This window comes from Acinetobacter sp. UBA3106 (assembly GCA_002365595.1).
Lineage (GTDB): Bacteria > Pseudomonadota > Gammaproteobacteria > Pseudomonadales > Moraxellaceae > Acinetobacter.
Genome location: DFAM01000018.1, coordinates 6,859 through 33,087, shown reverse-complemented (window position 1 = coordinate 33,087; position 26,229 = coordinate 6,859). Strand labels below are relative to the sequence as shown.

At 42.8% G+C, this 26,229-nt stretch carries 18 protein-coding genes and 1 pseudogene; 8 read left to right on the top strand and 11 right to left on the bottom strand.

Annotation, left to right across the window (positions count from 1 at the left end):
• Window positions 1–76: 76 nt before the first annotated feature.
• Both B4C48_RS10805 and dapB read right to left on the bottom strand, forming a co-directional pair.
• Window positions 77–721: an START domain-containing protein gene (locus tag B4C48_RS10805; protein ID WP_291356351.1), complete on the bottom strand. Its 645-nt coding sequence runs from the start codon at window positions 719–721 to the stop codon at window positions 77–79.
• 60 nt (window positions 722–781) lie between these two features.
• Window positions 782–1,603: a 4-hydroxy-tetrahydrodipicolinate reductase gene (gene dapB, locus B4C48_RS10800; protein ID WP_291356350.1), complete on the bottom strand. Its 822-nt coding sequence runs from the start codon at window positions 1,601–1,603 to the stop codon at window positions 782–784.
• Between the two features lie 741 nt (window positions 1,604–2,344).
• Here dapB and B4C48_RS10795 point away from each other — a divergent pair.
• The gene (locus B4C48_RS10795; RefSeq protein WP_291356349.1) at window positions 2,345–4,261 is read left to right on the top strand and encodes an acyltransferase family protein; all 1,917 of its coding nucleotides are present in this window, start codon (window positions 2,345–2,347) and stop codon (window positions 4,259–4,261) included.
• Between the two features lie 255 nt (window positions 4,262–4,516).
• On the opposite strand, the gene dnaJ is transcribed toward B4C48_RS10795, so the two are convergent.
• The 4 genes from dnaJ to B4C48_RS10775 form a co-directional block, all read right to left on the bottom strand.
• Window positions 4,517–5,629, bottom strand: coding sequence for a molecular chaperone DnaJ (dnaJ, locus tag B4C48_RS10790; RefSeq protein WP_291356348.1), 1,113 nt, complete (start codon window positions 5,627–5,629; stop codon window positions 4,517–4,519).
• Between the two features lie 107 nt (window positions 5,630–5,736).
• Window positions 5,737–6,114: a hypothetical protein gene (locus B4C48_RS10785; RefSeq protein ID WP_291356347.1), complete on the bottom strand. Its 378-nt coding sequence runs from the start codon at window positions 6,112–6,114 to the stop codon at window positions 5,737–5,739.
• A gap of 133 nt (window positions 6,115–6,247) precedes the next feature.
• Window positions 6,248–9,385 carry an efflux RND transporter permease subunit gene (locus B4C48_RS10780; RefSeq protein WP_291356560.1) on the bottom strand — a complete coding sequence of 1,046 codons (3,138 nt, stop codon included), beginning with the start codon at window positions 9,383–9,385 and terminating at the stop codon, window positions 6,248–6,250.
• Window positions 9,386–9,393: 8 nt separating this feature from the next.
• Window positions 9,394–10,512, bottom strand: coding sequence for an efflux RND transporter periplasmic adaptor subunit (locus B4C48_RS10775; protein ID WP_291356345.1), 1,119 nt, complete (start codon window positions 10,510–10,512; stop codon window positions 9,394–9,396).
• Window positions 10,513–10,658: 146 nt separating this feature from the next.
• On the opposite strand from B4C48_RS10775, the gene B4C48_RS10770 reads away from it, so the two are divergent.
• The 4 genes from B4C48_RS10770 (at window position 10,659) to B4C48_RS10755 (ending at window position 17,073) form a co-directional block, all read left to right on the top strand.
• Complete coding sequence (locus B4C48_RS10770) at window positions 10,659–11,282, top strand: TetR/AcrR family transcriptional regulator (RefSeq protein ID WP_291356343.1); 624 nt, start codon at window positions 10,659–10,661, stop codon at window positions 11,280–11,282.
• Window positions 11,283–11,779: 497 nt separating this feature from the next.
• Complete coding sequence (gene ppc / locus B4C48_RS10765) at window positions 11,780–14,464, top strand: phosphoenolpyruvate carboxylase (protein ID WP_291356341.1); 2,685 nt, start codon at window positions 11,780–11,782, stop codon at window positions 14,462–14,464.
• 300 nt (window positions 14,465–14,764) lie between these two features.
• Window positions 14,765–16,066, top strand: a complete 1,302-nt coding sequence (locus tag B4C48_RS10760) for a solute carrier family 23 protein (protein ID WP_291356339.1) — start codon at window positions 14,765–14,767, stop codon at window positions 16,064–16,066.
• Between the two features lie 104 nt (window positions 16,067–16,170).
• Entirely contained in the window at window positions 16,171–17,073 is a 903-nt protein-coding gene (locus tag B4C48_RS10755; RefSeq protein ID WP_291356337.1) for a LysR family transcriptional regulator, read from the top strand.
• A 29-nt stretch (window positions 17,074–17,102) separates the two neighbouring features.
• Here B4C48_RS10755 and B4C48_RS10750 read toward each other — a convergent pair whose 3' ends face one another.
• On the bottom strand, window positions 17,103–17,840 hold the full coding sequence (locus B4C48_RS10750; protein ID WP_291356335.1) for a sulfite exporter TauE/SafE family protein: 738 nt from the start codon (window positions 17,838–17,840) through the stop codon (window positions 17,103–17,105).
• Between the two features lie 533 nt (window positions 17,841–18,373).
• Here B4C48_RS10750 and B4C48_RS10745 point away from each other — a divergent pair.
• Window positions 18,374–18,835, top strand: a complete 462-nt coding sequence (locus tag B4C48_RS10745; protein WP_291356333.1) for a hypothetical protein — start codon at window positions 18,374–18,376, stop codon at window positions 18,833–18,835.
• Window positions 18,836–18,916: 81 nt separating this feature from the next.
• On the opposite strand, the gene B4C48_RS10740 is transcribed toward B4C48_RS10745, so the two are convergent.
• The 4 genes from B4C48_RS10740 to ilvD (B4C48_RS10725) all read right to left on the bottom strand — a co-directional run bounded on the left by B4C48_RS10740 (window position 18,917) and on the right by ilvD (B4C48_RS10725) (window position 24,644).
• The gene (locus tag B4C48_RS10740) at window positions 18,917–19,204 is read right to left on the bottom strand and encodes a chorismate mutase (RefSeq protein WP_291356331.1); all 288 of its coding nucleotides are present in this window, start codon (window positions 19,202–19,204) and stop codon (window positions 18,917–18,919) included.
• Window positions 19,185–20,495 (bottom strand): hypothetical protein, encoded by a 1,311-nt coding sequence (locus B4C48_RS10735; protein ID WP_291356329.1) that lies wholly within the window; start codon window positions 20,493–20,495, stop codon window positions 19,185–19,187. Before B4C48_RS10735 ends, B4C48_RS10740 begins: the two co-directional genes overlap by 20 nt.
• A gap of 69 nt (window positions 20,496–20,564) precedes the next feature.
• Entirely contained in the window at window positions 20,565–22,250 is a 1,686-nt protein-coding gene (gene ilvD, locus B4C48_RS10730; RefSeq protein ID WP_291356327.1) for a dihydroxy-acid dehydratase, read from the bottom strand.
• A 564-nt stretch (window positions 22,251–22,814) separates the two neighbouring features.
• Window positions 22,815–24,644: a dihydroxy-acid dehydratase gene (ilvD, locus tag B4C48_RS10725; protein ID WP_291356325.1), complete on the bottom strand. Its 1,830-nt coding sequence runs from the start codon at window positions 24,642–24,644 to the stop codon at window positions 22,815–22,817.
• A 429-nt stretch (window positions 24,645–25,073) separates the two neighbouring features.
• On the opposite strand from ilvD (B4C48_RS10725), the gene fmt reads away from it, so the two are divergent.
• Together fmt and B4C48_RS10715 are read left to right on the top strand one after the other, a co-directional pair.
• Window positions 25,074–26,033 carry a methionyl-tRNA formyltransferase gene (fmt, locus tag B4C48_RS10720; RefSeq protein WP_291356323.1) on the top strand — a complete coding sequence of 320 codons (960 nt, stop codon included), beginning with the start codon at window positions 25,074–25,076 and terminating at the stop codon, window positions 26,031–26,033.
• Window positions 26,033–26,229 (top strand): annotated as a pseudogene (locus tag B4C48_RS10715) (16S rRNA (cytosine(967)-C(5))-methyltransferase RsmB); the annotation flags it as partial. The gene fmt and the pseudogene B4C48_RS10715, both read left to right, overlap by 1 nt.

Sequence of the window (26,229 nt, the reverse complement as noted above, 5' to 3'; positions counted from 1 at the left end):
GCTGAATAATTAGTGATATTTATAAAATACTGTAAAGGAAAAAGTCCGCTTGATGCGGACTTTTTATTTTTCTGTTTTAACGTAATGCTTCAGGCAACAGCGGAATACTTGAAGGTTTCGCAAGTTCTGTCTTCATCTTCTGCAACATCTGATACGGTTGCTGCTGGACAAACATATTTACAAAGGTTAAAGGAATGGAACCTTCAGGATTGGCATAACCATACGTGGAAACTTTGACCTTATTATTGGCTAATTTTTGAAAGGTCCAATCGCCTTCATAATGGGTTAAACGTACATAATCCGGATTTTTGGCATAGCCTTTATCGACTGCTTTATTTTTTATGGTAATAACACCCTGAGCATCTTTCATCATTTTGCCTTGTACCACTAAATCACGATCTTTTAGCGGAAAAGGAAAATCCAACACCATATACAATAAAAACTCGCCTTTTTTGTCATCGCGCGACAGGACTTTGATGCTGCCCATATACGGCACCCATTTCACCGCATGATCGACATCCAGAATCAGACCGACGGCTTTTTCGAAAGGTGTATCGTAAGTGGTCTCAGCTTTGTATAAAAATACCGGGTTTTGACTGTTTTGATAGGTCCACACTTTAATATTATTTTTGTTAATACTGAGTTTGGCATTATCCATAGGTTTAGCTTGTACAGTAGCAAGCATCGCTACTGCACAGGCCATCAATATCACTTTTTTCATTCCATTGTGCTTCTTATTTTAATTTTGCTATGTATTGTTATAAATGATTTTAACGATTTTTTATACTTTAATATCGTTAAAACCAAGTACATCTTTCATATCATATTTACGTGCTTCGCGACCCACTACCCAAGCAGCTGCACGTACCGCACCTGAAGCGAAGTTCATGCGATTAGTTGCTTTATGGGTAATTTCAACACGTTCACCATCAGCAATAAACATTGCAGTATGTTCACCCACGATGTCACCACCACGAATGGTTTGGAAACCAATGCTTTTACGCTCACGCGGACCGGTATGCCCTTCACGGCAATACACGGCATCTTCTTTAAGATCGCGACCTAAAGCACCGGCAATTGCTTCACCCATCATTAATGCTGTACCTGATGGTGCATCGACTTTATGACGGTGATGCGCTTCAATCACTTCAATATCGACTGTATCACCAAATACTTTAGAAGCAAGTTCCAACAGTTTAATTGAAACATTTACCCCAACAGAATAGTTTGCTGCATAGACCACAGGCGTTTGCGTTGCACTTTCATCTAAAAATGCTTTTTGTTCATCATTCATGCCTGTGGTACCAATCACAATGGCCACCCCTGCTTCACGGCACAATTTTAAATGCTGTACACTCGCAACAGGCGCTGTGAAATCAATCACCACATCACAGTCTTTTAATACGTCTTGCAGATTACCTACAACCTTAATGCCAACAGCACCAATACCAGCGATCTCACCGGCATCTGCACCAATCAGGCTGCTTTCAGGACGTTCAACCGCTGCTGCAAGTTGGTAACCTGCTTCTTTCACTGCCTGAATAAGGATGCGTCCCATACGACCGCCTGCACCTAATACACCAATGCGTGGAGCTGCTGACATAACATATTCCTAATGTTGATTCTAAATTGGTCTTACTATATCAAAACTCTGTAATAACACTAAGATTGATTGCATAAAATCAATGAAAATACCTAAATAGCAAAATCACTGATTTTGATAAAAAACCGATAAATAAAGTCATGTAGAATTTTTTTGGAATATGACTAAATGTCAATTTTAGCGATCACTTAAATTTGAGGTTTGATGATAGTTGATACAGAACAAGGCTGATACAAAATTGAGAAATATGGCTTTAGTAATAAAATTATTTCTACGGGTCTTAGTGGTATTGACGTGATCATATCCTAAGCCAAGATTTGAAAGAAAGCCAAGAAATATGGATAAGAAAAAATCAGCTCATTATTTAAAACCACTCGTCCCAGCTTTAGAGCATTGATAAGTCCTTAGACATCGAACGAGATAAAGTATCAAAAAGGCGAACCAATTTTTGATAGAAATAAACAATTGAATTATTTAAATACGAAAAATATATTTGTCTATTTTTTAGTATGAATCCTAGAGAAATTAAAAAATCATCCTTTGTATAAGACCAGTTAATTTTCTAAAAAATGTAGATTTCCTTCTTAATGTAATAGAAACAAGATTTATAAGGTTAGGGAATCACTTTTACTGTTTATTTTTTGTACAAAATAGCTAAGTTAGCTTATACTTCACAGCATATAAATTCATCAATAATTAAAAATTATATGTAGTTAAAAAGAAAAATTATGGGGATAAAAATTGACTCAAAAACAATTTAGAGATGACATTCAAGGTCTAAGAGCAATAGCTGTATTAGCTGTAATTCTATATTATTTCCAAGTTTCATTTTTTAAAGGTGGCTTTGTCGGAGTTGATATATTTTTTGTAATTTCTGGCTATTTAATTTCTAAATCTATCATCATTAATACAGAACAAAAAAAATTTAATTTTAAAGATTTTTATTTTAGCAGGATAAAAAGGTTATATCCTGCTTTTTTGGCAACTATAATAATCACTTATATCATAGGTTTTTTTATTTTCTCTCCACTAGATTTTGAAGCTTTATCAGCTACAACAATATTTTCTACTGTTGGATTCTCAAATATCTATTTTTGGTTTACTAGTGGGTATTTTGATAATTTTTCCACACTAAAACCACTTTTACATACATGGTCTCTAAGCGTCGAATTCCAGTTTTACATGATATGGCCATTAATTCTTTTATTTATGATCTATTTAAGAAAACTTTATTTTATTTTTTTATCATTAATAATTTTCATTTCAGGATTTATATCATATAAATATTTATCATATGATTCGACAGGTGTATTTTTTCTAATGCCTTTTCGTATACATGAATTTTCGATAGGTGCATTAGTTTTTATCCTAGAAAGAAAGTTTTTATTTACTAGACTCATTAATAATTTAATTTACTTTTTTGGTTTACTTTTGATAATATTTTCAATACTTAAGTTTAATAATACTATGGCATTCCCTGGTATAATTGTTTGGATACCTGTTATAGGAACATCCTTAATAATCTATGCAGGTAGTAATATTTCTTTTGAAAAAATAGTTAGCTTAAAATCTATACAATATATAGGTGAAATTAGTTATTCATTATACTTAGTACATTGGCCTGTATTTGTATTTTTCATTTATATATTTCCTGAAATAACCCTTAACTATAGAATAAAGTTATTATTATTATTTACTACATTTATTTTATCTATAATATTATATAATTTAGTGGAAAAAAAATTTAGAAATACTTTAAATTTTGACAAAGCAACATACCTATCACTTTGCCAAAGTTTTATAATTATTATTCTTCTTGCAAGTGCTTCAAGCTTTATAGGAAAAGGATGGGTGTGGAGGTTACCTGTAGAATTACAGGAAGCAAATAATATTAATATACAGGAAATGCATGAATATACTTGGGAATACCAAAGGTATTATGCTTCAAAAAAACAATTTGACCAGAATGGTAAAGAAAAAATATTAATTATTGGTGATTCTCAATCAGCAGATTTAATAAACTTACTAAAAGGAAAAAATAATGATAAAAATTTTGACATTGTAGCTCGCACTATCTATACCGAATGTAATATCCCGTATATTAATGAATCAATAAAACAAAAATACTATGAAAAAATTAATTTTATGACTATGAATAAACCAGATGTTATTCCAACTTGTAATGAACAAATAAATTATGCTCTGAGTGATAAAAAATTATTTGAGAAAGCAGATAGAATATTTATTGCTTTTAATTGGAATGACTTTACTACTCCGTATATAAATACAGCCTTTGATAAAATTGAAAATTTAGCAAATTCGAATAAAAAAATATGGGTTTTTGGTCGCAAAGATTTATCTAAAAGTAGCGTTGAGTTATTTAACCTGTATAGCAGAAAAAAATATACAGATATGAATGATATTGACAAATATGCAGCAAAATTTAAAAAAGAACAAAATATTGAAATTGATAAAATTTTACGCTCTAGACCAGGACTAACATATATAAATATGTATAACTTAATTTGTCCATCAGAAATAAGTTGTAAGGTATTAACAGATGATAAAAAAATAATTTTTTATGATGGAGGACATTTTGGACCAGATGGTGCTAAATTTCTGAGTGATAAATTTTATAATCTAATTAAAATAAATTAAGATATTAATATTCATTATAATTTAATTTAGGGATAAGTATTGTAAAACCCTTATCCCTAAAGAAATCCGATGAATAAGATTTTACTAAAAATAAATATCTATAATATAAAGATTTAAACCACATAAAATGCATGAATAAATCTAATAATTTCAATTTCTTATTTAAAATTCATTTAAAATAAAATCTCTTATAGGAAATATAAAATAATAAAAAAGGGATGCACATGCATCCCTTTTTCTGATCACTGTCTGAATTTAATCAAACAGCCCAAAGAACGATTTCTTCTTAGGCGATGATTTATTGTCATCTCCATCCATCGTTTCTTGCAATTCTTTTAACAACTCACGTTGACGAGCAGTCAAATTCACCGGTGTTTCTACCACTACGCGGCAGAGTAAATCGCCCTGCATGCTGGTACGTACTGGTTTCACCCCTTTTCCACGCAAACGGAACAGTTTACCGGTTTGAGTTCCTTCAGGAATTTTCAGGCTTACACGACCATCCAAGGTTGGAATCTGAATTTCTTTACCCAAAGCAGCATCAGCAATGCTGACAGGCACATCCATATACAGGTCTGCGCCATCACGCTGGAAGATTTCGTGCTCACGCACCACTACTTCTACGTATAAATCACCTGACTGGCCGTCACGAATCGCTTCACCTTTACCGGTTAAACGTACGCGGTCGCCATTGTCCACACCTGCAGGAATAGTCACTTCAAGGGTTTGCTGACGGTCTTTTACACCTGAACCATGACACGTGTTACATGGGTTCTTGATGATTTTACCTTGACCGCGACAGGTGCTACAGGTTTGCTGAACAGAGAAGAAACCTTGTTGCATACGCACTTGGCCTGCACCATGACAGGTTTTACAGGTTTCAACATCGTTCGGGTTTTTAGAACCTTTACCATCACAGGCCTCACACGGTGCCGGCGCGGTAAAGGTAATGGTTTTTTTCACGCCCTTGACCGCTTCTTCAAGGGTCAATTCCATCACGTAGCGAAGGTCTGAACCACGACGTGCACGTTGCTGGCCACGGCCACCACCGCCACCAAATGCCCCACCAAAAATGTCGCCGAACTGACTAAAGATGTCTTCTGCGCTGAAACCGCCACCAAAGCCACCACCGCCCATGCCGCCTTCAAAAGCGTTATGCCCCATACGGTCGTACATGCTGCGTTTTTCGCTGTCAGATAAAATTTCATAAGCTTCAGCAGCTTCTTTAAATTTTTCTTCAGCTTCTGGGTTGTCCGGGTTACGGTCTGGATGATATTTCATCGCCAACTTACGGTAGGCTTTTTTAATTTCATCATCACTAGCGGTTTTAGCGACGCCCAAAACCTCATAATAATCACGTTTAGCCATGTCTGGCGATGCTCCTCACGGAATTTTATTTAATACTTAACTGTGGAGTGAAATTGGGGATGCAAACAAATTTTACAAGGGTAAGATGGGAAAAAAGTTTATTCAGATTAGAAAACGGCTTTATTTTTGAAAAATCGAGAGATTCCTTTGAGCCAGGCATTCAACAAGAATAAAAAGGCAATCATGGCAAAAACCACGCCTGCAACCGTACAACCTTTGACCCAAATTGCGCTATCCCAATAAAAGAAAACCAGTGGAATAAACCACAGTGCTGCAAAACACACCAAAATCATATAAATGACAATATTACGCATGATCCAGAGCGCTTGCGCCTGAAGCCAGACCTCTGCTTCATCCACCTGGGTGACTCTGCGTGCAAACCAGTAGGCAAATATGCCACTAATCACCGTAAATAATGCGAAAAACATCAAGACATAGGAAATCGCAATAGAACGGCGAAGTCGGCTTAAGTTGTCTTGAATCATGTGCGTTTCAACCCCATTTACCACATGTTTAGAGTTTTAATATGCAGTAAATTGCTTGATAAAAATGTATACAAATATTAGGTGCTACTATATTGAAGTTTTCAACATTTCGCACCTGATTATTGTCAAAAAATTACTCCATTTGGCTATTTTTTTTCACTTTAAACCATTGTGCATATAATGCAGGTAAAAAGAACAGCGTTAACAGGGTCGCCACAATCAAGCCACCCATAATGGCAACAGCCATCGGACCAAAGAAAATACTGCGTGATAAAGGAATCATTGCCAATACTGCAGCCAAGGCAGTTAGCACAATTGGACGGCAACGACGAACGGTTGCATCAATAATGGCATTCCAAGGATCATGTCCTGCCTGAATATCCCGTTCAATCTGGTCGATCAGGATTAAAGAGTTACGCATGATCATACCAGAGAGTGCAATGGTTCCCAGCATTGCGACAAAACCAAAAGGTTTATTCAGCAACAGCAGAAACAGGACCACTCCAATTAAACCTAAGGGTGCCGTCAACAACACAATGAAGGCACGTGACATGCTCTTGAGCTGAATCATCAGCAAGGTCATGACCACTGCCAGGAAGACCGGCATACCGGCATTGACCGAGTTTTGTCCACGTGCCGACTCTTCAACCGTACCGCCGACTTCGACCAAATAACCGCTTGGCAGTTCGGCGCGCAGCTGGTCCATTTTGTCAGCAAGTTCTCCCACCACGCTGGCAGGCTGTAACTTGCTCTGAATATCGGCACGTACGGTGATGGTCGGTAAACGGTTACGATGCCAAATCAGGCCATCTTCAAAGCCATATTCAATTTTGGCAATTTGTGCAAGAGGCACAGAACCTCCATTGGCAGTCGGTACGGCCAGACTGGACAGTGATTCCACATTGATCCGTTCTTGCTGATCCCCACGTAAGCGGATTTCAATCAGTTCACGTTTTTCACGATATTGATTGATGGTGGCCCCACTAATCGAACTGTTTAAGAAATTAGATAAATCCAGGCTGGATATCCCCATTTGACGGGCGCGATCCTGGTCAATATTCAGATGAATCACTTTACTTGGTTCACCCCAGTCCAGATGGACATTGGTGGTATTCGGATTATCGGCAATGACGGCCGACACTTTATGTGCCCACTGACGCACCAGATTCAGGTCTTCACCGGAAACGCGATACTGCAACGGATAACCGACTGGCGGGCCATTTTCCAATAACGAGACCCGGGTACGTACATCTGGCAACAATTTGCGGATCTGCTGATCTAAAGATTTGCGGATTTCATCACGGTCATCTAGTGAGGATGCCAAAACCACAAACTGGGCAAAACTGGCCTGTGGAAGTTGCTGGTCTAAAGGCAAATAAAAACGGGTTGAACCGGTACCGACATAAGCCACATAGTTATCAATTCCCTGCTGCGTCGACAGGAATTTCTCCACTTTCTTCACTGCATTTTCTGTTGAAGTCAGTGATGCGCCTTCTTCCAGTTTTAAATCCACCAGAATTTCAGCACGGTTGGACGGCGGAAAGAACTGCTGTGGCACCAGTTTAAACATCAAGACCGACAACACAAAAATGCCCACGGTGATAGCAATCACGGTTTTACGGTAGCTAATACATTTACTTACCCAAGCTCTAAATTTTTGATAAAACCTGGTTTGATAAGGGTCATGATGCTCACCGGCATGATGCACGAACGGCTGAGGCTCTGGCTGCTTGCGCAAACGGGCCCATAAGCGCTGATACCACGGTGCTTTTTGAATCAGGTCTTTATTAAAATCTGGTAGCAACTTATCTCCCAGATACGGTACAAACAGTACCGCAGCAACCCAGGACACCACCAGGGCAATGGTCACCACCTGGAAAATGGAACGGGTATATTCACCGGTACTGGAGGCTGCCGTGGCAATTGGCAAAAAGCCGGCTGCGGTAATCAAGGTGCCGGTCAGCATTGGAAAAGCCGTGGTTTTCCAGGCAAAACCTGCGGCTTCCAGCCGGCTATAGCCCTGCTCCATTTTAATGGCCATCATTTCAATGGCGATAATGGCATCATCCACCAGCAGGCCCAGTGCCAGAATCAGGGCACCCAGGGAAATTTTATGCAACCCGACATCAAACAAATTCATGCCGGCAAAGGTCATTGCTAAAACCAGCGGAATGGAAAATGCCACCACCAGACCGGTACGAAAACCCAGTGAAAAAAAGCTGACCAGCAGGACGATAATCACCGCTTCTGCCAGCACCTTCATGAATTCATTGACACTGCGCTTTACTGCAACCGGTTGATCAGAAACTTTTTTCAGTTCCATGCCCAAAGGCAATGACTTTTGCAAACGGGCAAATTCGGTTTCCAGATTTTTACCTAGGGCCAGAATATCGCCGCCTTTACGCATGGATACGGCAATGCCAATGCCGTTTTCGCCCATAAAGCGCATCCGTGGCTGGGCCGGCTCGCTAAAGCCGCGATAAATCTCGGCAACATCGCCCAGTTGAATGGTTTTGTCTGCCACCAAAAGTGGCATTTGCTTGAGTTCATCGACACTTTGCAACTGACCACTAACGCGCATTTGAATGCGGTCGGTTCCTGTTTCAAAGAAACCCGCACTGGCCATAGTATTTTGTTGCTGTAGCGCCTGTTGAATGGCAGTGACTGGAATACCCAATTGTGCTGCTTTGGTATTGGACAGTTCAATCCAGATTTTCTGGTCTTGCAGGCCAACCAGATTGACTTTTGCAACATCCTTGACACGCTGTAACTGTAACTGCAAACGGTCGGCATATTCCTTCAATACGGCGTAGTCATAATCCTTGCCGGTCAGGACATAGATATTTCCGAAAGTATCACCAAATTCATCATTATAAAAAGGGCCCTGTACTCCACTCGGAAGTTGATGCTGGATGTCACCGATTTTTTTACGTACTTGATACCACACATCGGGAATCTGGTTCGAGCGCAGCGAATCTTTGGCGACAAAGGTCACCAGTGATTCACCGGGACGCGAATAGGCCATGATGCGGTCATAATTACCGGTACTCATCAGTTCTTTTTCAATGCGATCGGTCACCTGCAAGGACACTTCTTGCGCGGTTGCGCCCGGCCAGTAAGTCTGGATCACCATGACCTTAAAGGTAAACGGCGGATCTTCACTTTGTGCCAGTTTGGAATAGGAAACGATGCCGACAATCCCTAACAGCAGCATGAAATAAAGGATCAAACCTTTATTTTTCAGTGCCCATTCCGACAGGTTAAAGTTCATGCCTAAATTCATGATACCGCTCCTGCACGAATTTTCACGACACGGTTTTCGCGGTCAATTGGCTGGATTTTCTGTTTTTCACGCAATAAATGCACACCGCCAATCACCACATAATCATCTGCCTGCAAACCGGACAATACCGGCACGCTGTCACGCCCATAGGCCCCTAGGGTCACGGCCACTTTACGAATGGTCTGGTCTGGCTTGACCACCCAGACATAGGCCTGCTGGCCATTGGCGGAAACACTGGACAAAGGCACACTTAAAACATTGTTCTGGGTATGATTAAAAAACACCCGGGCACTTTGCCCCAGCTGAATGGCAGAGTTGCCTTCACGCAAGGCTACCTTGACACTAAAGGTCCGGGACTGATCAGCCGCCGGAGAAATTTCACGTACATAGCCTGCAAATTTATTTTCAGCTTTAGACCATAAAGTGACCCATGCCGACTGACCGACTTTAATCTCTGAAATGGCCTGTTCAGGCACCCCAATGACCACTTCACGATCACTGGCAATCGCCATTTGGTACGCGGCTTGCCCTGCTGCAACCACCTGTCCGACTTCAATATTACGTGCCGTAATCACACCATTTTTATTGGCAATCAGCTGGTTATAGCCAGTCTGGTTACGAGTGACTTCATAATTGGATTGTGCCTGTTTCAGTGCAGATATTGCCGATTTATACTGGTTATCCACCGCATCATATTGTGAACGGCTGACGGCATTCATCGGCAGTAACTGCTTAAAGCGCTGCTGTTCATCTGCAGCAATTTTTGCTGCCGACTGGGCACTTTCCAGTTGAGCTTTTGCTGCATTGAGCTGGAGCTGGGCATCTTTCACATCCAGTTTAGCCAGTACCTGACCCACTTTGACCTGATCACCGACATCAACATAACGTTCGGTAATCTGTCCCCCTACCCGGAAGGCCAAAGCTGTTTGCTGACGTGCCTGCACATCTCCAGCGTAGCTTTTCTGCTCGTTATGAGTACTGTTCGGTTGAGTGACCATCACAAACGGAACCTGTTCTGTTTCGGTTGCGTCCGTGCTGCAGCCCAATAAAGTCACACTGCAAATAATCATCATGCTGGCAAGGGCGGTTTTTACTGCAATCTTTACTGTGCTCATGAAGTTCGCTCTTATCTCAAAATGTTTTTTAGGGCAAAATAAGCAATCTCTTAAATTGATCATTTTTTAATTAATATACTGACTGGTACAGTAATTATAATAATCAGGTCAAAGCAATGACCTTTTTAATTTTTTTGGAAAAAATTGTGCAAATAAATGTGGGTCGTCCCAAAGATTTAGAAAAAAAGCAGCGTATTTTAAATGCGGCAAAAAGCTTATTTTTGAAATACGGTTATCAGGGTTCCAGCATGAACCAGATTGCGCAAGAAGCCGGTGTAACCAAACTGACGGTATACAACCACTTTCAGGACAAAGCCAACCTGTTTGTCTGCGCGATTGCCGCCACCTGCGATGAGCTGATCAATGCTCGTCCGTTCAATTTGCAGCTAAACAGTGATTTTCATCATGCCTTCATACATGCCTGCGAGCTGGCGCTGAATATCAGCAATCTACCCGAAGCCATCAAGCTGGAACGCTTATTGATAGAACTGGCAGCGGAACAAAATCCGCTGGCACAAAAATTTTATCAAGCCTCACATCTGCGCATGAATGCCGTTTGGGAAAACTTCTTTCAGCAGGCGATTGATCTGGGTTTTATTCAAGCTGAGGAATTAAAAACACTGACCATGCTGATCGTGTCTTTATTGTTTGGCATGCGCCATCATGAAGTGCTGCTTGGAGTTCGCGAAGTGCCTACTGCTGAAGAAAAACAGCAGATTGTCTTGAACAGTATTGAGATCTTTATGCTGAAATATCAAAAAAAGGGCTAAATATACCCCTGTCTCATAACTTGATTTGTACAAGCTTTAGGTGCATGAGTGTGGCAGGGATGCCACACGTTACCCACCCTTGCGCTGCATTTTAAAGCAGTGCTTAAAACTGGCTCAGGATGTTGTGTGTGGGTAACAAAGGCTTTTCTTGCGAACTCAAAATATATTTTGAGGTTCTCATTTTGGCCTCTCAAAAGTAAGTTTTCGCCTACACAAACACCTTTCAGTTTTATTGAAAAACTGCGGCAGTGAAAGCTTCTAAACGACATAAGATGATTTTAATTTTAAATTCACTATTCTCAGAAAATAAAAGTGCTTGGCATAACTATAATAGGATAATAGTGGCCTAAACCTTTTCTTTTATTTTCCTAAGTGCTGCAACGGCATATGAATTGCTAGTTTTAGCAGCAAAAGATTACCGACTTTTGTCTGCCCCCTACTTGGAATGTCATCGAATCGAGGTATATTCAAAAGAGAAGCCTAGGAGAATGAAAAAAATGATTCAACAAATTGATGCTCCACTGCGTGAGGACGTACGCTTACTTGGGAACCTACTGGGAGAAACCCTCAAGGAACATGCAGGACAAGATTTGTTTAATCAGGTCGAACAGATTCGTGCCCTGTCTAAAGGTGCACGTGATGGCCAAGTGGAAGCAGAAAAACAACTTGAACAACTTTTTTTAAGCCTGAAAGATGAGGAAATTCTTCCGCTCACCCGTGCCTTTACCCACTTTCTGAATTTTGCCAATATTGCTGAACAGTACAATGTGGTACGTAGCCGCCGTCAAAGTGAATTTGATGAGCATGCACCCTCTCCCAATCCGCTCGATCACCTGTTGCAAAAGTTTAAAGATCACAAAATTTCAGCCGATACCCTATTCAAGCAAATCTGTGAGCTGAACATTGAACTGGTGTTGACTGCACATCCGACAGAAGTGAGCCGTCGTACCCTGATTCAAAAATATGATGATATTAATGATTGCCTGTTTAAGGCCGATCAGCAAAAACTGACCCCACGTGAACGCAAAACCGTACTGGAAGAACTCAAACAGCTGATTTGCTCTGCCTGGCAGACTGATGAAATCCGTCAGCACCGCCCGACTCCTGTTGATGAAGCCAAATGGGGCTTTACCACCATTGAACAAACCCTGTGGAATGCCATTCCCAAATTCATTCGCGAACTGGATGAAATGGTCGAAGAACACTGTGGTCAACGCTTACCCTTAAACGTTGCTCCGGTTCGCTTCGCCTCCTGGATGGGCGGTGACCGTGACGGCAACCCAAATGTCACGCACAACATTACCCAGGAAGTATTATGGTTATCGCGCTGGAAAGCGGCTGATTTATATCTGCGTGATATTGAAGACCTGCGCTGGGAACTGTCGATTCAGAACTGTAGTCATGAACTGATGCAGGCACTCGGTCAGTCGCATCCAGAGCCTTACCGTGAATATTTACGCGATACTCGCGAACGTCTCAAAGCGACCCGTCACTGGCTGGCGCAAAAACTGCATGGACAAGATGCCGATGAGCATCTGGTGATTAAAAGCAAAGATGAATTATTACAACCGCTATTGCTGTGCTATCGCTCACTGATTGCCTGCAACTTGCCGGAAATTGCCAATGGCAAACTGCTGGACTTTATTCACCGCGTCAACTGCTTTGGCATTGAGTTATTAAAGCTGGATATCCGTCAGGAATCCGGTCGTCATCGCCAGGCCATTTCAGCGATTACTGAATATCTGGGTCTGGGCAATTTTGAAACCTGGACCGAACAGGCGCGTCAAAATTTCTTACTTCAAGAATTACAAAGCAAACGTCCGTTACTGCCTAAACATTTGAATGAACCGAAACAGAGCCTGATTGAACATCCGGATGTACAGGAAGTGTTTGCCACCATGCGGACTCTGGCCCAGCAGCCGGAAGAAAGCCTGGGGGCTTATATTATTTCAATGGCGGAATATCCGAGCGATGTATTGGCAGTTTTACTGCTGCAAAAAGAAGCGGGCATCAAATATCCGCTGCGAGTCGTGCCATTATTTGAAACGCTGAAAGATCTGGACGGCGCAGCCGCAACCATGAATACCCTGTTCAATATGCATTGGTACAAACAGCATATTCAGGGCAAACATGAAGTGATGATTGGCTATTCAGATTCTGCCAAAGATGCCGGATTTATGTCGGCCAACTGGGCGCAGTACCGTGCACAGGAAGAGCTGACTGCGGTTGCACAAAAGCATGCTGTACAACTGACTTTATTCCATGGTCGCGGCGGCTCGATCAGCCGGGGCGGCGCACCGACCCAGCAAGCGCTGTTTTCACAACCGCCAGGCTCAATTTCCGGTGCCATTCGCGTGACTGAACAGGGCGAGATGATTCGCTTCAAGTTTGGTCTGGAAGGCATTGCCCTGCAAAACCTGGAAATTTATACCGCAGCTACTTTAGAAGCCACCTTGCTTCCCCCGCCAGTGCCTAAAGATGAATGGCGTCAATTGATGCATACCATGACCGATTTATCGGTACAGGTCTACCGTCAAACCGTGCGTGAAAATCCGTATTTTGTAAAATACCTGCGTACGGTTACACCGGAACTTGAATTGCAAATGCTGCCACTCGGTTCACGACCGGCAAAACGTAAAGTCAGTGGGGGAATTGAATCTTTACGTGCCATTCCCTGGGTATTTGCCTGGACCCAAATCCGTTTGATGCTTCCGGCTTGGCTCGGTACCGGAGCAGCAATTAATCAGGTGCTTGATCAAGGCCAAAAAGATTTGCTGGATGAAATGCTGCAACAATGGCCCTATTTCCAGACGCTGATAGACATGCTGGAAATGGTTCTTTCTAAAGCTGATGGTCATGTCGCACTCTACTACGAATCGCATTTAACCGATGATGAAGATTTAAAAGTCTTGGGCAATGAACTGCGTCAGCGCCTAAAAGATGCGGTACAAACTCTGCTGGCCTTAAAAGGCGAATCCAAACTGCTCAGTAGCAATGAAGTACTGGATCAGTCCATGAAAGTGCGTAAACCATATTTATTGCCGCTACATTTATTGCAGGCCGAACTGATGAAACGCCGCCGTCGCTATCTGGCCGAATGTCAGGCCGAACATACCCCGGTCGATCATGCCTTGATGGTGAGTATTGCAGGAATTGCTGCCGGACTGCGTAATACCGGTTAAGTCCTGATTTTCCCCAGAAAAAGCACATTTTCGTAATGTGCTTTTTTTTTAACCATATGGTCAAAAGTTTCCTGGTATTTTTTATAACTAAAATAAGAAATACTTATGAATAAATTGAAACATCTTCATAGTGATTAGCTGTTGATTTAGCATTATTTTTTAAATAGTAAAATTTTTACCATATGGTAAAAACGTTTGAAAAGTCATAGCATTAGTTTGAACAAAATTTTGTTTCAATGATTAAATCTTCCAAAAAAGAAGCGTATGATGTGCACAATTTATCTTTAGAGTGCTCAAAAAATGTCCAATTGGTTTCCCAAATGGCGCCCGTACGAAGGCAGTATCGATGCACGTCCTGTAGGTACCAATGAATACCTTCCGCCTGCACAAAGTGTGGTTTTGGGCGTACAACATGCTTTTGCCATGTTTGGTGCGACCGTTCTTGCACCTTTCCTGATGGGTTTTGATCCGAATCTGGCCATTTTAATGTCAGGGATCTGTACCATTCTGTTTTTCCTGATGACCGGAGGTCGAGTACCGAGTTATCTGGGGTCCAGCTTTGCCTTTATTGGGGTGGTGATTGCGGCAACGGGTTATGCCGCTTCGGGTACAGGTGCACCCAATGCCAATCTGGCCTTGGCTGCTGGCGGTATTATGGCCTGTGGTGTGCTTTATGCCATTTTTGGTTTTATTGTGATGGCAACCGGCACCAAATGGATTGAAAAACTCATGCCACCTGTAGTGACCGGCGCTGTGGTCATGATCATCGGCCTGAATTTGGCACCGGTGACGGTTAAAGGCGTGGCGGGTAATAACTTTAATATGTGGATGTCACTGGTCACCGTAATGTGCATGGGCTCGATTGCGGTATTTACCAAAGGCCTGCTGCAACGTCTGCTGTTATTGATTGGTTTATTACTGGCTTACCTGATCTATTACATTGTTTCCAATGTGATGGGACATGGCACACCAATTAATTTTGCGCCAATTCAGCAAGCCGATTGGTTTGGTATTCCAACCTTCCACTCTCCAGTCTTTGACTTCAACGCCATGCTAATTATTGCACCCATTGCCTTGATTTTAGTGGCTGAAAACTTGGGGCATATTAAAGCTGTCGGTGCCATGACTGGTGAAAACCTTGATCCGCATATTGGCAAAGCCTTCGTGGCCGATGGTCTTGCAACGACTTTATCGGGTGGTGTCGGTGCTCCGGGCATGACCACCTATGGTGAAAATATTGGCGTGATGGCCGTAACACGTGTCTATTCGACCATCATTTTTGTCTTTGCCGGTATCTTTGCAGTTTTCTTGGGACTTTCACCAAAATTTGGTGCGATCATTCACACCATTCCGACTGCGATTTTAACCGGTGCCTCGATTGTGGTCTTCGGTTTAATTACCATTGCCGGAGCCAAAATTTGGATTGAAAACAAGGTTGATTTCTCTAAAAACAAAAACCTGATGGTGGCTGCGGTGACCATTATTTTAGGTACTGGTGACTTTGCCCTGCAATTCGGCAGCTTTAACCTCGGTGGTATTGGCACCGCTACATTTGCAGCCCTCATCCTGAACTGGTTCTTTAGCCTGGGCGATAAATCATAAATATAAAGACAAATTTTCAGGCAGCCTTCAGGCTGCTTTTTTTATGTCTGAAGCTGAATAAATTTTAGTATGATGAGTTAAATTTCACTGAACAGACTCAGCAGATGCGTCTCGACTTTTTTGATTTGCAACTTTTCTTGAATATTGTAGATACGGGCAGCTTGACCAAAGGTGCAGAACGCTCTGCCATTTCGCTGCAAGCCGCCAGTGAACGGATTAAAAAAATTGAACAGCAGTTTGCGGTGCATTTATTTACCCGGCATGCTTCCGGCGTCAAACTGACCCTTGCCGGACAGGTGTTTGCCACGCAGGCGCAGATGCTGGTTCACCAAGCGCAACAATTGCAACAACAGATGCTGCCCTTCGCTACAGGTGCACAAAGTGAAATGACGCTGTGGTGTAATTCCTCGGCTCAAAGTGAGTATCTTCCACAGCTTTTACCCTCTTATTTGCTTGAAAATCCCAATATCCAGATTGATTTAAAAGAAGCGGAAAGTAAAGATATTATTCAGGCTCTGGAAAATGGCAACGCCCAGCTCGGCTTGATTTCAGGTTTTTTCAATTCAAAAAAGTTACAGACCCTCGAGTTTTCCGATGATCCTTTGGTGCTGATTTGCCCCATAGATCATGAACTGCAGCAGCAATCTACCCTGCAATTAGCCGATGTGCTGCATTATCCCTTTGTCGGTTTAATGCAATATCATTCCTTGCAGCAATCGATTGAAACCCAAGCCAAATTACTGGGCTGTGCGATTCAGTACCGTTTACGTTTACCCAATTTTGCTGCGATTGCTCAGGTGGTTGCTAATGGCGTCGGAATTGCCATTATGCCGAAACGTGCAGCTAATCGCTTACAGTCAGTTTATTCTTTTCAACAAATTGAACTGACTGGTGACTGGGCCAATCGCAAGCTATTATTGGCAGCAAAAAACTTTGATGCCTTGCCAGTCGCTTATCAACATTTCAGCCAGTTTTTAATTTCGCATAAATCCAGATTGCCAAGTTAAAAAAATGTGGGCAGATTGTTTTGCTGACTTTAAAGCAGACCAAACTGATGCAGCACCATATAACCACCAAAAATGACCAGACCACAAAAGAATACTTTGCGAAATTTTTGTTCGGGAATGCGATAGCGGATTTTGGTTCCCAGCCACATGCCCACTAAGGCCGGAAGCAGGGCAATAAATGACATCTTATAATCCATGGGAATATTTTCCACCGGATTCTGATGCAGAAATACCGCCAGACAAATCGTGGAGATGGTAAAGGCCAAACCGAGCGACTGCACCAGATCATCACGTTTGAGATGCAACGATTGCAAGTAAGGCACCACAGGAATGACGACCACCCCGGTAGCGACTGTCAGTGCCCCACCCAGATAACCCATCATCGGAGACAACCATTTTTCATGTGCAGCCAGATTGGGCATGTTCTTGGCAAATAGACCGTACAAGCCATATAAGGCCAGCATTCCGCCGAGCAGCGCCTCACTCTGAAACTCGCCATGTCCCAGGGTTGGAAAAATACTCCAGATAGAACCGACCACAATGCCCAGCAACAGTGGCCAAAAGCGACGAACCAGTTTCAGCACATGCCCTTCGGCAAACAGTTGCCAGAAATTGGTGACCATTGACGGTACGATCAACAAGGTGGCTGCTTGAAAGGGACTGATAAAAATCGTCAGCAAGCCCATGGAAACCGCAGGCAAACCCAGTCCAATGGTGCCTTTAATCATGCCTGCAATGGCAAACACCCCAATCACAAAGCCAATCATATTGAGCACCCGTTAAATTTTAAGCTGATCATAGGCGACTCTGAGCACTTTAAAAATCACTGTTTTCCAGAGTAAGCCTCAAGAATAAATTGAGGCCTTTTAGAGGGGGCAGAAATGTTAAAAAAAGGACTGCAAATATGACAAAATGTTAATTTTTGATTAACAATTGAGCAATTAATTGCATGTTTACATAAAAATTCCATCAATTAATAACACATTATTAAGTCTGGTTTAACTGTATGATTTATGAGCTATCTTAAGTTCATTTTCTGCCCGGATTTTGACAATTTTAGTGCTTTTTTTACTCAAAATTGATCTTTTTTTAGCCTAAATTGGGTGGATTTTTAGACAAAACCTCTTTAAAGTACGCCCTTCGCATGAATAGGCTATGTAATGATATAGCATTTCACTATTGAGAGTTAGAGAAAAAATATTCGGGTTTTAGTTCTGAAAAATGCTGTCTATTTTTTTCTAAAAGTAATTGAAGATAAGGTAGAGATTTAAGAATGATTTATGATGGACATCATAGCAATATGATTAATACTGCGGATCAGAATACTGCGGTAATCTCCCAAAATTTCCAGAAACATCAGGCAGGTTCAGGCGCCAAAAACTCCAAAAATAAAGGTATTCCCTATCTCGATGTGCGTAAATTCACGCAAAAGTTACATAGCATTTCCTCGGCGACCAGTACTAAAAAATGTGCTCGAAGCATCCGGATTGCACTCCAGTCTGCCGGTGCTCGGATTTTAAATCATCCTGTCGCAGCTGCGGATTGGGGAAATACTCTACAGACAATTGGCTATAAAAAAATCAATCCCTCTTTTGATAATCCAAAAGAAGGCGATATTTATATTATCCATAGAACCCAAAAGCATATTTATGGCCATATTGCTGCCTATACCGGTCGTCAATGGGTTTCTGATTTCCGCCAAAACAGCCATGCTGTTTATAAAAATGACCGCGTAACCTATACCTATTACCGACTGGCTTAATAGATAAGCCGCGCGGTTGAAGACACCTTTATAAGGTGTCTTTTTTATTTTGCTGATTGAATTTATAAACAGGCAATAAAATTACGGTCGAATCTCTTTTAACTCACGTTGAATAAAACGCTGGATCATTTCACGATATAAGTGTTCTACCAAGTCGGGATCGGTGCCCAAATCTAGGGCTTGTGCACGTACTTTCTGAATCACCTGCTCCACTCGTTCAGGTGACTGCACATCTTGTACAGTACGCTTAAAACGCGCAGCCTGATCGACATAAAATTGACGGGTCGCAATCATGTCAATGAGCGCAGTATCAATGACATCAATCTTTGCACGGGCTTGTTCTAAAGACTCACATTTCTCTTTCTTCATCTTTGATATCATCATTTTCACTTTTATATTGGTCTTCTAAAACATTACTAAAAATACTCTCAATCATCCAGACCCGGTACAAGCTATTAAATACATAACTTTGCCCGTCAATGCGCAGTTCAAGCACTGGAAAATCTGGTTGAGATTTCATTTCACAGAGTATGTCATTTTCTTTCAATTTGGCAGTGATATCTTCAGTACTCAGTTCATTAATCTCTAGATCACGCTTAATCTGATCAAAATGTGACTTAAAGGAAAGATCTTTGCCTTTGGTCCAGACCGCTTGCAAAATGCGGTACATCGCTTCGACCCGCTGTTCTTCAGGTACGCTATAAAACAGTTGTGCCATCTCAAAAGTGGCCTGCTGGGTGGGACGGCAGAATGGAGTAAATTTCACCTCTGTCCGCTTGGAAAGGCGTGTAGCCAACCCCCAGTCAAAGAAATCGCGGCCATGATAAGACAGCGGATAAACATTGAGGTGAATATTATAAAAATTGGCCAGTTCTTCCTTAATATAAGCCAATAACAGCCAAGAGATCGGGTCTTCCAGGGCAATATATAAATCCAGTTCCGGGTCCAGCGCCTGAATTTCATTCAGTTCTTCTGCATCAGAAATCAGATGCTCGCGCCATTCAATATGGTTAATCAGGAAGATGGGATTGCCGGTCAGCAATTTTTGCTGTTTTAAACGGCGAGTCAAACGCAGCAGATCATCTACTGCATGATACTTCCTTTCACCAAATTCAAAATAACTGGCAAGCACTTCGGCATCGTTAAAAATTCGTTCCGGGAAGTTTTGCGCTTGATGATGGCGGCTGGCCATGGCGTGCAAGGTACGTAATTTTCCATACTGTTTTTGCCACAGCATGTGGAATACATCTTCAAGTAAATACAGGAAATCCTGTCCGCGTAAGGGCGTATTGCGCAGAATCGTTTCTGCTTGTGCTATGGCTTCAAGTGGCGGTTGTTCCGGGGTTTCATGAAAACTAAAGCGATGCTGTTTGGATAGAATTTTTGCATCGTTGAGGCAGTAATTTTGCCACTCCATTTTCGACATATTGTTGGGAGGTTCTGCCGTTCGACTGGAAATAATCACCTTTAGAGGTTTGATCTCATCACTTAAGATTTCTTCAAGTTCAGGTAACTGCTGTGCAGCCAGATAGCTATAGACATCATCCAGACGCAAGTGGATGCTTAAACCCTGCTCCGTAGATAACACCACCTGACGAGTCGGCTTTTGGTAAAACCAACGCGATCGGAGTGGATCAAACCAACGGCGTAACAGTGACATGAGATCAGCCTCGAAAAAAAACCCTTGTGTGCTACAAGGGTTTATAACAATTTGTTAGGTAATGATCAATTATACATCTAAATTTAGATCCGTAACTGCCCCTTTTTCAGCACCTGTAGTCAATTTGGCAAACTTCGCCAAAGCGCCGTAACGATAATTCGGTTCAGGCTTAACCCATGCCGCTTTACGCGCTGCCAGCTCTTCATCGGAAATATGCAATGTCATTTCACGAGTTTCAGCATTAATGGAAATTTTATCGCCATTTTTGACCAGACCAATCGGGCCGCCTTCATAGGCTTCAGGGGTCACGTGACCAATTACAAAACCATGACTGCCGCCTGAGAAACGTCCATCAGTGAGCAGCGCAACAGATTTTCCTAAACCTTTACCAATAATGGCGGAAGTCGGTTTCAGCATCTCTGGCATCCCCGGTCCACCTTTAGGACCTTCGCCACGAATCACCACCACTTCGCCTTCCTGTACTTCACCATCCAGAATCCCGCGCATGGCGCCAATTTCACCTTCGAATACGCGTGCCGGCCCTTCAAAATACAGACCTTCTTTACCGGTAATTTTTGCCACTGCACCAGTCGGTGACAAGTTGCCTTTTAACACCACCAGATGGGAGTCTTTTTTGATCGGCGCATCAAATGGCAGAATAATTTGCTGCCCTTCGGGGTAATCCTCTACATCAGCCAGATTTTCCGCCAGCGTTTTACCGGTCACGGTCAAGCAGGAACCATCCAGCATGCCTGCATTCAGCATACGTTTCATCAGCGGCTGAATCCCGCCAATGGCAATCAGTTCCGACATCAGGTATTTCCCTGATGGACGCACATCCGCCACTACAGGAATGTCTTTGCCAATCCGTACAAAATCATCCAGAGTGAGTTCAACGCCGGCAGTATGGGCCATCGCCAATAAATGCAGTACGCCATTGGTCGAGCCACCCAGTGCAATCAGCACTTTGATCGAGTTTTCAAATGCTGCCTTGGTCATGATGTCACGCGGTTTAATGTCCAGACGCAGCAGGTTCATCACCGCCTCACCCGCTCGGTTACAGTCAAGCAGCTTCTCGTCTGACACTGCTTCCTGAGCCGATGAACCGGGTAAGCTCATACCGAGTGCTTCAATCGCAGAGGCCATCGAGTTTGCGGTATACATCCCGCCACAGGAACCCGGGCCCGGCAATGCGACTTCTTCAATCTGCTTGACCTGAATTTCGTTGATTTCGCCCTTAGCATGCTGACCGACCGCTTCAAAAACTGAAATCATGTCAGTATGACCAGCACCTGGCTTGATGGTTCCACCATAAATAAACAGACCCGGACGATTTAAACGCGCAAGCCCCATGATGCAACCCGGCATGTTTTTGTCGCAGCCACCAATCGCAATCACGCCATCATAAGCCTGACAGCCGACTACGGCTTCAATCGAATCGGCAATAATTTCACGTGACACCAAGGAATATTTCATTCCCTCAGTACCATTCGAGATCCCATCAGAAATGGTAATGGTATTGAAAATAATGCCTTTACCGCCTGCGGCATTCACGCCTTTTTCAGTTTCACGTGCCAAGCCATCAATATGCATATTACATGGCGTGACATTGGCCCAAGTCGAGGCAATACCAATGAATGGCCGTTCAAAATCGGCATCTTTAAAACCTGTAGCACGCATCATGGAACGTGCCGGTGCATTTTCAATACCTTCATACACCGGTGCAGAATGCTCGCGGATATTATCTTTACTCATTATTCTCTTCCTGGGCGATGACCAATTTTAAGCATGGGTCTTTGGCAATTTATTCTAAGGTCATTGTATATAAGGTAGACAACACATAAAAGCGAAACTCTGTTATGGTATTGCCCCATTTAATGCTTTTCAACTCCAACCAAATCACATGATAAAGCGACATGGATGTCGCTGTTTCGATGCTCTACAGGGAAGTAGAGTCAGCGGAACAAGAGCGTTTTGTTACTTTTGCGCCGTCAAAAGTAAGATTCTGCCTGCACAAAGATCATCAGAACTTTTAAAGTTATTAAAGCTTTGATTTTTTACCATACAGCCTCAAATTACCTGAGTAATTTTTAATGCTATCTCGTAGGCACTTTTACTTTTGACTGGCCAAAATGAGGAGCACAGCTCCGCAAGAAAGCCCCCTTTGTTTGCCCGATATAGCATCCTTGCCATACGGGCAAACGTGCGACTTCCTGTCGCACTCCACTGGGCAAAATTTGGAAGGTCTAAAAAATAGTTTCTTGTATAAAAAAAGCACCCCATCAGGAGTGCTTTTTTAACGCTATAAAAATTTACAGCTTAGATATCACGTACCGCACCTTTCGAGGCACTGGTAGTATGCATTGCATACGCTTTCAGTGCTTTAGACACTTTACGCGGACGCTGTTCAGCAGGCTGCCAGCCTTTGGCTTCTTGTGCTTCACGGCGCGCTGCCATGGTTGCATCATCCACTGCCAGGTGAATAGTTCGGTTTGGAATATCAATTTCGATACGGTCACCATCTTCAACCAGACCAATCGCACCGCCTTCCGCTGCTTCAGGCGACACGTGACCAATTGAAAGACCAGACGAACCACCCGAGAAACGACCATCCGTTAAAAGTGCGCAGTCTTTACCCAAACCTTTCGATTTCAAGTAACTGGTTGGGTACAGCATTTCTTGCATACCTGGTCCACCACGTGGACCTTCGTAGCGAATCACGACGACATCACCTGCAGTGATTTTGCCGCCCAAAATCGCTTCAACCGCAGCATCCTGACTTTCAAACACACGTGCGGTGCCGTTGAATTTCAGGATTGAATCATCCACACCCGCTGTTTTTACGATACAGCCTTCTAGCGCGATGTTGCCGTAAAGTACCGCCAGACCGCCATCTTGCGAGAAGGCATTGGCTGCATTACGGATTACGCCATTGTCCCGGTCACCATCTAAACGGGCATAATAACGGTCTTGCGAGAATGCGGTTTGCGTTGGTACACCACCCGGCGCTGATTTAAAGAATTGATACACTTCTTCATCTTCAGTACGGATGATGTCCCATTTGTCCAAGGCATCTTTTAATGTTTTTTCATGCACGGTTGGAACAGATGTGTCGATTAAGCCTGCACGATCCAGTTCGCCCAGAATCGACATGATGCCACCGGCACGGTGTACATCTTCCATATGGACGTCTTGCTTCGCTGGGGCAACTTTACATAGTACCGGCACATTACGCGACAAGCGGTCGATGTCGGTCATGGTGAAGTCGACCTCAGCTTCGTGTGCAGCTGCCAACAAATGCAGAACCGTATTGGTCGAACCACCCATGGAAATATCCAGCGTCATGGCATTTTCAAATGCAGCCTTGGTTGCGATTGAACGTGGCAAGATGCTGTAATCTTCCTGTTCATAATGACGCTTCGCCAACTCAACAATCAGTTGACCAGCTTTTTCAAATAATTTTTTACGGTTGGCATGGGTTGCCAGTGTTGAGCCGTTACCCGGTAAAGATAAACCTAAAGCTTCAGTCAAACAGTTCATCGAGTTCGCGGTAAACATGCCTGAACATGAACCACAGGTTGGACAAGCAGAACGTTCGTATTCTGCGACTTCTTCATCCGTAAAGTTGTCATCTGCCGCAACAATCATGGCATCGACCAGGTCAATGGCTTTTTCATTGCCACGGATTTTGACTTTACCCGCTTCCATTGGACCGCCAGAGACAAAAACTACCGGAATGTTCAGACGCATTGATGCCATCAACATGCCCGGGGTGATCTTGTCACAGTTCGAAATACACACCATCGCATCGGCACAATGGGCATTGACCATGTACTCGACTGAATCCGCAATCAGGTCACGCGAAGGCAATGAATACAGCATGCCGTCATGACCCATCGCGATGCCGTCATCCACAGCAATGGTATTGAATTCTTTGGCTACGCCGCCTGACGCTTCAATTTGACGTGCCACCAGCTGACCTAAGTCTTTCAAATGGACGTGACCCGGTACAAACTGGGTGAAAGAGTTGACTACCGCAATAATCGGTTTACCAAAATCTTCATCTTTCATACCTGTCGCACGCCATAAGCCACGTGCGCCAGCCATATTTCTTCCGTGTGTCGATGTTTTTGAACGATAGTCAGGCATTGTGTATTTCCAACAAAGTTTGTGCTCGAAATGAATTCTAGGATTCAATCTGGCTGAATGATACTGATATATAACGCTAAATCAGTTGAAATAGAGATCTATCTTACTACAGCTTACTGTTTTGCAAAGTCCGATAAGCAGGCTGTTTTATGAGATAAATCTATTGATGTTTCAATGATTCATATAAAATAAACTGATACTGAAAACTAATATAACGCCATAGCAGTGAATTAAATACAAAACTTCCATGAATAATTTTTTAATTTTGCATTACTTTATTTTATTAATTTTATGATTTAAAGCAGATTTTTTAGTTATTATCTTCTGATAAATATCTGAGTTTCAACAGCTTATAACTACCTATAGAGGACCTTAGGTCTCACTCAGTTTTTGCCTTATAATACGTTAAGTTTATTTGGAATTTCATGTGTGAAAATCATCTTTGCGGGTACCCCAGAATTTGCAGCCACAGCATTGGCTGCACTGCTTAAAACCGAACATGACATTGTTGCGGTCTATACTCAACCGGACCGCAAAGCTGGGCGTGGACAAAAACTGACAGCGTCTGCAGTAAAGCAGCTGGCTTTAGAAAATAATATTCCAGTCTACCAACCACTTCACTTTAAATCTTCGACTGAAGAAGGCTTGGCCGCACAACAAGAGTTAGCAGCTCTAAATGCCGACGTGATGGTGGTTGCCGCCTATGGTTTGATTTTGCCGCAAGTGGTTTTAGACACGCCTAAATATGGCTGTCTCAACATTCATGGTTCCCTGTTGCCGCGCTGGCGCGGTGCAGCCCCGATTCAGCGTGCCATTGCAACAGGTGATAGTGAGACTGGCGTGACCATCATGAAAATGGCGGCTGGCTTGGATACGGGCGACATGATGTATAAAACCCTTTGTCCTATTGAAGCAAATGACACTTCAGCCACTTTGCATGACAAACTGGCTGAACAGGGTGCAACAGCCATTGCCGCTGTTTTAGAGTCAGAAGAAAAATTACAGCATTATTTAGCGACACGTGAAGTACAAGACGAAGCCTTAACCGTGTATGCGCACAAATTGTCAAAAGCCGAAGCAGAAATTGACTGGTCTATTGATGCCGTACAAATTGACCGTAATATCCGCGCCTTCAACCCGTGGCCAGTGGCTTTTATTCGCCTGGATGAACAAAACAACCTGCGGGTCTGGAATTCCCAGTTATCCGCTGCAACTGCGGAAAATGCCCAACCGGGTGAAATTATTGCGATTGACAAACACGGTGTACAGGTTGCCTGCGCAAATAACACTGTAATCACGCTCACTGCTTTACAATGGCCGGGTGGCAAGCCGCTCAATGCCGTACAAATTTTACAAACCCAAAAACTGAATATTGGACAAATTTTATAATGAGACAATCTCCCCAAGCCTCGGGTAAGACTTTAAACTTACGTGCTCAGGTGGTGAAAACGTTATTGGCTGTCCAAAATGGTCAATCGCTGCAATCCGTATTAGCGCAGCATATGAATATCGTGTCAGATAAAGACCGTGCCTTATATCATGAACTGGTTCTTGGCTGTCTACGCCAGTGGCATGCGTTGAAACA